Raw genomic sequence first — 7717 nt, 5'->3', positions numbered from 1 at the left:
CCAGGACCGCTCCGCCCCCCTGATGCGGGGGGTGCCCGACCCGCCCGACCAGGACCGCCGGGCCTGGGTGGCGCCCACGATCGCGACCGCGCTCCTGACGGTCCTGGGACCCGTGGCGCTGCTGGCGGCGGCGATGTCGCCCATGGCGACCGACGCCTGCGGCCCCGACGACTGCTCACGGGCCCTGACGACCGCCCTGGACGTGGTCCTCTGGGGGACGGTCCTCGGCGGCGTCCTGACCCTCTGCGCCTGGCTCACGTCCTGGCTGCTGCCGTGGCGGACCCGGTGGTCGGTCCCGCGCGCCTGGGCGGCGGCGCTCTCGCTGCTGCCCCCGCTGTTCGTCGTCCTGCTGGTGTTCAACCTGCCCGAGGGGTAGGCGGTGTGGTGGACGTCGGTCCCCCGGCGGCTGTCCGTCGGCGACCGTGGCGGGCCACCAGCCGGATCAGGAGGCACCGGCCTTCCTCGCTGCGCAGTCCGGTCCGGTGGACGCGAAGTGGATGACCGGTCGGTGACGAACCTCGGTGACGACCACGTGGAGGTCCGCTTCCGCACGGAGACGGACGAGGACGGCCGGCCGCCGACGAGTGCCGGGAGCCTGTGGGCTGTGGACCTCGGTGACGGCACGGCGCGGTCGGACAGCACGCCCCGGTTCGTCCGCAGAGGGTCGACGGCGTCGATGCGACGGCTGTACCGGCCGTGACGAGGAGTCGGAAGCGTTTCGCGGAGGATGGCGCGCTGAGTGGCGCGACCATTTGATCATGCAGAGAAAGTTACAGATTTCCCAAGTCGTATGCAGAGTTCGTTACGGCCTAAGGGTAAAAAACTCTGTGAGAATGGGTAATCTCCTCTGCATGGATCGTGCTGAGCAGTTGGCGACCCTGTCGGGTGTGGCCGCTGACCAGTGGGGGCTGGTGACCGCGGCACAGGCCAGAGACCTTGGTCTTGGCGGCGTCCAGCTCAAGCGGCTGACCGAGGCCGGCCTGCTGGAGAGCGTCGGCCGGGGCGTCTACGTGCTGCCGGCCGCCGGCCTGCCACGGTATCTGGAGATCAAGGTGGCCTGGCTGCGTCTGCAGCCCGGAGTGCCCGCATGGGATCGCCCTCCGGGCGGCCGGGACTCGGGTGTCGTCTCCCACGCCTCCGCCTGCCAGTTGCACGGCCTCGGCGACATTCCCGCCCCCGACGTGGAGATCAGTGTCCCCCGCCGCCGCACGACCACTGAGCCGTTCGTCCGGCTGCGCACTGTTCGTCTGGACGCCGCGGACATCACCGTCGTCGACGGGTTGCCGGTGACCACCGCGGCACGCACCGTCGTCGATCTCCTGCACGCCAAGGCCGACGGTGGCCACGTCGGCGGTGTGATCGCCGACGCGGAACGCCGTGACCTCGTGGACATCGACGCGCTGGCGGGCGCCGTTCAGCCGTACGCCCGCAAGTACGGCCTTTCCGCGGTGGCCACAGGCCACGAACTCATCGAGCACCTGGTGGGCCAGGCCGGACGGACCCTGCACTCCCAGGAAGTAGCCCGCGCCGGCGAAGAGGGCCTCGCCATCGGCGCGGAACTCGGCGTGCTCATGCGGTATCTCCATGCCGTGAAGCCCTTCCGGGAGGCACTGGAGGGAGAGGCGTACGTTTCCCTGTTCCGGGCCATTGCCGCGCAGCAGGCCGGGATCCGGACGGCACCCGATGGCAATGCGCCCCGGTTCTTTCCTGCACTGCGCGCACTCCAGCGGGAGACACCGTCGCCCTTCGCCGGAACGTTCGAGGACGCCATGCCCGCCTCCGGACCCGGGGAGGCGTTCCCACGGGCAGCGTCGCCCGACCGTGTTCCGCCGGCTTCGAAGACACCTGCGGTCCTCTCGCCCGAAACGCGGCGGGCGCTGTGGGGGGCGGCGGTGTCCGGCACCGCGATGGACCGGGCCGTCCGCGCGCTGCAGCAGCTGGAAGCGGCATCGCCGACCGGCGTGGAAGAGTCCGGCGAGGAAGACACGGCCACGGATGACGGAAAGTCAAAAGAGCCGGAGGACAAGCACGCTCCCGACTAGAGTCGGCGGTCCCAGGGGGTCGGGTGGGGGAGCGAACCGCACGTGGCCAAGAGCTATGCGAGTCCGTCGGCGTTCCGGGCAGCGCTGACGCAGGCCGCCAGGAACATGTCGAAGAAGACCGGCATGAGCGTCCCCGATCTCATGAAGATCTTCTACTTCAACCGCCTGGCTGCCCGCGTCTTCACCGAGGAACCCGACAGCTGGCTCATCAAGGGCGGCCAGGCCCTGCTGGTCCGCTACCGCGGAGCCGCCCGCCTCAGCCAGGACATCGACCTGCAGTGTGCGCACCCGGACCGCAGTGCCGAAGAAGCCAGGGAACTCGTCATCAAGGCAGCCTCCCTCGACCTCGGCGACTACCTGCGTTACGTCCCCGGCAAGTTCCTCGGACACAGCGACGAAGGACGCGGCGGCGCACAGTACTTCCAGGTCTTCCTCGGACCGGCCAACGTCGCCACCATCAAGGTCGACCTCGTCGTCGGCCGCACCCTGGCCGGCATCCCCGAGATCCGCACCCTGAGATCCGCTGTCGACATCGAATGGCCCGTCGACTGGCCCGACGTCCGCCTCTACCCCGTCATCGACCACATCGCGGACAAGATCTGCGCCATGTACGAGCGCCACGGCCTGAACGGCGAACACGGATCCAACCGCTACCGTGACCCGGCCGACCTCCTCCTGATCAGCCAGCAGGAGACGGTGACCGGACCAGCCGTCTGCCGAGCCCTCCAGCGCGAAGCGGATCGTCGTCGCAGCCTCGGTACCCGGATCGTCCTTCCCGCCGCATTCGAGGCCCCCGGCCCGGACTGGCACGGCGGATATCCCCAGCAAGCCGCGATCGTGCTCGGCCTGCAAGGCTGCAGCAGCTTCGCCGAAGCAACCGAGGCAGCCGAAGCCTTCCTCGACCCCATCCTCGGCGAGACAGCACACGGCACGTGGATCCCGCACCAGAGATCATGGACCTGATCCACCGGACCAGGCGATCCACCGCACTCACTCGTCGGCGGGACCCCTGCGGACCGCCCCTGGGGACCCGTGCCTGCGGCGGTACGGTCTCCCGACCGTGTTTCTCCTGGCTGATCCCACCCCTGCCGGCCGTCATGGCCCGGCTCCACCGTCGGTGCACGGATCACCGACGGTGAGGGCGGTGCGGGCCGGCGAACGCCGTCCGGCCCAAGAAGCTCCGGATCCTTCGCGGTCGGCCCTCCCGTACGGTCAGCTCTCCGTGAGGAGTTCGTCCGCGTCCACGATCCGGTACGCGTATCCCTGCTCCGCCAGGAACCGCTGGCGGTGGGCCGCGAAGTCCTGGTCGATGGTGTCGCGGGCGACGACGGAGTAGAAGTGGGCCTGGTGGCCGTCCGCCTTGGGGCGCAGTACCCGGCCCAGCCGCTGGGCCTCCTCCTGCCGGGACCCGAAGGTGCCCGACACCTGGATGGCGACCGTGGCCTCCGGCAGGTCGATCGAGAAGTTCGCGACCTTCGACACCACCAGGACGCTGATCTCGCCCTCCCGGAACGCGTCGAACAGCTTCTCCCGCTGGGCGTTCGACGTCTCGCCCTTGATCACGGGGGCGTCCAGGTGCTCGCCCAGCTCGTCCAGCTGGTCGATGTACTGCCCGATGACGAGGATCTGCTGCCCCGCGAACCGCCGGACGATCGCCTCCGTGACCTTCCGCTTGGTGGCGGTCGTCGCGCAGAAGCGGTACTTCTCCTCCGTCTCCGCGGTGGCGTACGCGATCCGCTCGGAGTCGGTGAGGTTGACCCGGACCTCGACGCAGTCGGCGGGCGCGATGTAGCCCTGCGCCTCGATCTCCTTCCACGGCGCGTCGAACCGCTTCGGCCCGATGAGGGAGAACACGTCGGACTCGCGGCCGTCCTCCCGCACCAGCGTCGCCGTCAGGCCCAGCCGCCGCCGGGCCTGGAGGTCCGCCGTGAACTTGAAGACGGGCGCGGGCAGCAGGTGCACCTCGTCGTACAGGATCAGGCCCCAGTCCCGGGAGTCGAACAGCTCGAGGTGCGGGTAGACGCCCTTGCGGCGGGTCGTCAGCACCTGGTAGGTGGCGATGGTGACGGGCCGGATCTCCTTCCGGGTCCCGCTGTACTCGCCGATCTCGTCCTCGGTCAGCGAGGTCCGCCTCACCAGCTCGTGCTTCCACTGGCGGGCCGAGACGGTGTTGGTGACGAGGATCAGCGTGGTCGACTTGGCCTGCGCCATCGAACCGGCGCCGACGAGCGTCTTGCCCGCGCCGCAGGGCAGGACCACCACCCCGGAACCGCCGTGCCAGAAGTTCTCCACCGCCTGCTTCTGGTAGGGGCGCAGCGCCCACCCGTCCTCGCGCAGTTCGATGTCGTGCGCCTCGCCGTCCACGTACCCGGCGAGGTCCTCGGCGGGCCAGCCCAGCTTCAGCAGCACCTGCTTGATCTGCCCGCGCTCCGAGGGGTGCACGGCGACCGTGTCCGGGTCGAGGCGGGCGCCGACCAGCGGGGCGATCCGCTTGGAGCGCAGCACCTCCTCCAGCACGGGCCGGTCGGTGCTGGTGAGGACGAGACCGTGCGCCGGGTGCTTGAGCAGGCTGAGCCGGCCGTAGCGGTCCATCGTCTCGGCGATGTCGACGAGCAGCGCGTGCGGCACCGGGTAGCGGCTGTACTGCACCAGCGCGTCCACGACCTGTTCGGCGTCGTGGCCGGCGGCCCGCGCGTTCCACAGGCCGAGGGGGGTCACCCGGTAGGTGTGGATGTGCTCCGGCGCCCGTTCCAGTTCGGCGAAGGGCGCGATGACACGGCGGCAGTCGTCGGCCTGCTCGTGGTCGACTTCCAGGAGAAGCGTCTTGTCGGACTGGACGATGAGCGGACCATTCACGCGCGGCTGCCTTTCTGCGGCTCTGCGGCTTTGCGGCTCTGCGGCGGACTCGGCACGGGCACTGCGCGGGCACAGCCCGGCCAAACGTCCAGTTTGCCTGATCGCCCGCCGCCCGGGGGGCCGCAGTGACAGCGGCCACAGGGGCGGGGAGCCCTCGGCGGCGGGTCCCGCGCGTTCAGGGACCCCTGTGCGCCGGCGGGCCGGGCACCCCGGTGGGTCGGGCACCCCGGCGGGCCGCGTCCGGGCGGCGGAGGCCGCTCAGTCCTCGTCGTCCGCCAGTTCCGCGACCCCGGTGATCCGGTGCAGCGGGTACGTCCGCACCGCGTCGGCCGTGTGGTCGTACGCCGTGACGAAACCGCCCTCGACGCGGACCGGGGCGATGACGCGCTGGCTGGCGGCGCCCTCCGCGTTCACGTAGCCGATCCACAGCGTCTCGCCGGTGAGGACGGCGGCCTGCATGGTGGCGAGGGTCTCGGCGACCCCGGTGCGGGGCGGCTCACCGCTCCCCGCCCCGGTGCCGTCCGCCTCTCCGGCCCTGGCCCTGCGGGGTGCGGTCGAGGCGAGGTCCCCGGCGCGCACGGCGCGGACCGCCGCCGCGAGCAGCGTGTCGTCGGGCACCGGCGGCCCCTCCGGGACCGGCTCGGGCGCCGTGCGCGGCGGAGTGCGGCGGGCGTCCGCGCGGGTGATCAGGACGTCGCCCTCCGCGGACTCGGCGGCCGGCGCGAACCCCATCCGGCGCAGTCCCTCCAGCAGGCCGGCCGGGTCGGCCTGCGCGGCCAGCACGGTCGGCGCGAGCCGGCGCAGGCCCAGTTCCGCGGCCCGCCTGTCGGCGAGGATCTCGTTCAGCATCGCGTCGTCGTCGCAGCGCACGTACGCGGAGGCCGCGCCCACCCGCAGGTGCCCGTGCCTGCGGGCCACGTCGTCGATCAGGTACGTGAGCGGCTGCGGCACCGGGGTGCGGGAGTGCGCGGCGAGGAAGGCGTGCAGGTCGGCGGCGGCCCGGCCGGCGTCCAGAGCACGGCGCACCGAGCCCGGCGTGAACCGGTAGACGGTCGCCCCGCCCTTCGACTCCACGTCCGCCAGCACCCCCAGCGTGTCCGCGAGCGGCCGCCGGAGCGGGCCGGGCGCGACCGCCGTCAGGTCGGCCTGGAGCAGGACGTGGTCCAGCGGCTCGGGCAGCTGCGGGGCGAGCAGCCGGGCGGCCGCGGCGGACGCGGCGGCCCGCTCGGCGGGCGTGAGGGCGGCGAGGACGGGAGGGTGCGGGGCGGCCGCCCGGTGGTGGACGGGGAGCCGGTCGCCCGGCCCGGAGGGGTCCGGCGCCCGGTCCGCCCGCCCGGCCCGCGCCTTCGGTGCGGGCGCGGGCACCGGTGCGGGCGCGGGCGTCCCGAGCAGGGCCCGCCCGTGCGCGGACAGCGCGCCGCGGCCGGTGACGCCCAGCATCTCGGCCTCGGTCAGCGTCCACCGGGCCAGCCGCGAGCGCAGATCGTCGCCCACGCCCGGCCCCGCGCTCCCGCCCGGACCCGTGGCACCGGAACCGGCGCTCCCGTCCGCCGCGCGCAGCGGACGCTCCCACCGCAGCCGCTCCACCACCGACCCGGCGTCCGGCGCCGACCCCTCCGGCAGCTCCGCGAGCAGCGTCAGCACCCGGCGCCGCACCTCGGGCGCCGCCGACCGGTCGAGTCCCGGCCCCAGGGCCGACAGGGTGTGGTCCTTCGCGTCCCGCCCGCCGACCAGTCCCGGCGTCCGGGTCGCCGTCAGCCACGCCGCGGCCAGCACCGTCCAGCGCTCGGCGGCGGGCCGCTCCCGCCAGGCGTCGTACGCCGGGGTCGCCGCGTACCGCTCGTCCGCCTCGCCGTCGGAGGCCAGCAGGCCGGCCACGTAAGCCAGTTCGACCCAGAACGCGGCGACCTGCTCGGGCACGTCCAGGGCGGCGGCGGTCCGCTTCAGGTCCCGCACGCTCAGCCCGCCGGACCGCAGCACCGCCGGGCCGCCCTCGTCCCAGTCCTTCAGCAGTTCCTCGACGGTCGCCAGCGCCGTGTACGCCTGTCCGGCCGCCGTCGCGTCCACCGTCCGGGGCGGGTGCGTGGCCGCCGCCCCGACCTGCGGCGGCACCGGTTCCACCGTCCGGTGCGCCCGCCCGCCCCGCAGGTGCAGCGCCACCTCCCGCGGCAGGACGACCGTCCCGGGCGCGGTCGGCAGCAGCAGGCCCCGGTCCAGCAGCCGGCGCAGCCGGGCCGCCGGCTCGGCGGTGACCTGCCCGTAGGGCGGTCCCCAGACCAGCCGCTCCAGCACCTCCAGCGACTCGAACGGCACCTCGGCCAGCAGTGCCGCCATCCGCTCCCGGTCCGTGAACAGCCCGGTCAGCGCCGTCACGGCGGAGACCGCGTCGTGCGTGGAGGGCAGCCCGACCGCCGTGACGATCTCCTGGATCCGCCCCGGGGACATCCCGGCCGTCGCCTCCCGCACGGTCGGGCCGAGGCCCGTCGGCGACGGGTGCTGCGGGGAGGGGGAGAGCAGCTCACGGGCCGTGCGGACCAGCCGCAGCCGGTCGTCGCCGCCCCACACCAGGGCCTGCCCGCGCAGCGTCCGCACGGCGCCCGGCAGCGCGGCGGCCACCGCCGGGTCGCCCCCGTCGCCCGCCATCAGCCCGAGCAGCTCGCCGTACGGCGCCGGATCCGCCGCCACGGCCAGCGCCTGCGCGGTCTGCAGGGTGAACCGGTCCAGCCGGTCCAGGGCGCGGACGACCGAGGCGCGGGTGCCGGCCCGACCTCGTCACGCCCGTGCCCACCGACCTGACCCAGCTGGCCACCCGGGCCGGC

General features: G+C 73.5%; 5 protein-coding genes and 1 pseudogene. 4 read left to right on the top strand and 2 right to left on the bottom strand.

The genetic code is table 11. From position 1 onward, the window contains the following. The 4 genes from AOK18_RS24950 to AOK18_RS24935 all read left to right on the top strand — a co-directional run. The coding region (locus AOK18_RS24950) for a hypothetical protein (RefSeq protein ID WP_338119136.1) at positions 1 to 376 on the top strand (376 nt) is incomplete at its 5' end. A 132-nt stretch (positions 377 to 508) separates the two neighbouring features. Next, positions 509 to 700, top strand: coding sequence for a hypothetical protein (locus AOK18_RS24945; RefSeq protein WP_157865173.1), 192 nt, complete (start codon positions 509 to 511; stop codon positions 698 to 700). 151 nt (positions 701 to 851) lie between these two features. After that, positions 852 to 2042, top strand: a complete 1191-nt coding sequence (locus AOK18_RS24940; RefSeq protein WP_055695784.1) for a type IV toxin-antitoxin system AbiEi family antitoxin domain-containing protein — start codon at positions 852 to 854, stop codon at positions 2040 to 2042. A 42-nt stretch (positions 2043 to 2084) separates the two neighbouring features. Continuing rightward, positions 2085 to 3005 carry a nucleotidyl transferase AbiEii/AbiGii toxin family protein gene (locus AOK18_RS24935; protein WP_240503307.1) on the top strand — a complete coding sequence of 307 codons (921 nt, stop codon included), beginning with the start codon at positions 2085 to 2087 and terminating at the stop codon, positions 3003 to 3005. 249 nt (positions 3006 to 3254) lie between these two features. Here the strand turns inward: AOK18_RS24935 and AOK18_RS24930 are convergent, their stop codons facing one another. Together AOK18_RS24930 and AOK18_RS24925 are read right to left on the bottom strand one after the other, a co-directional pair. Next, positions 3255 to 4898 carry a DNA repair helicase XPB gene (locus AOK18_RS24930; protein WP_055695783.1) on the bottom strand — a complete coding sequence of 548 codons (1644 nt, stop codon included), beginning with the start codon at positions 4896 to 4898 and terminating at the stop codon, positions 3255 to 3257. Positions 4899 to 5156: 258 nt separating this feature from the next. Next, a pseudogene (locus AOK18_RS24925) lies at positions 5157 to 7664 on the bottom strand (helicase-associated domain-containing protein); the annotation flags it as partial. Positions 7665 to 7717 lie beyond the last annotated feature (53 nt).

Origin of the sequence: Streptomyces prasinopilosus (genome assembly GCF_001419695.1) — a bacterium.
Taxonomy (GTDB): Bacteria; Actinomycetota; Actinomycetes; order Streptomycetales; family Streptomycetaceae; genus Streptomyces; species Streptomyces prasinopilosus.
The sequence above is the reverse complement of the archived record's forward strand: the minus strand, read 5'-3'. Positions and strand labels throughout refer to the sequence as shown.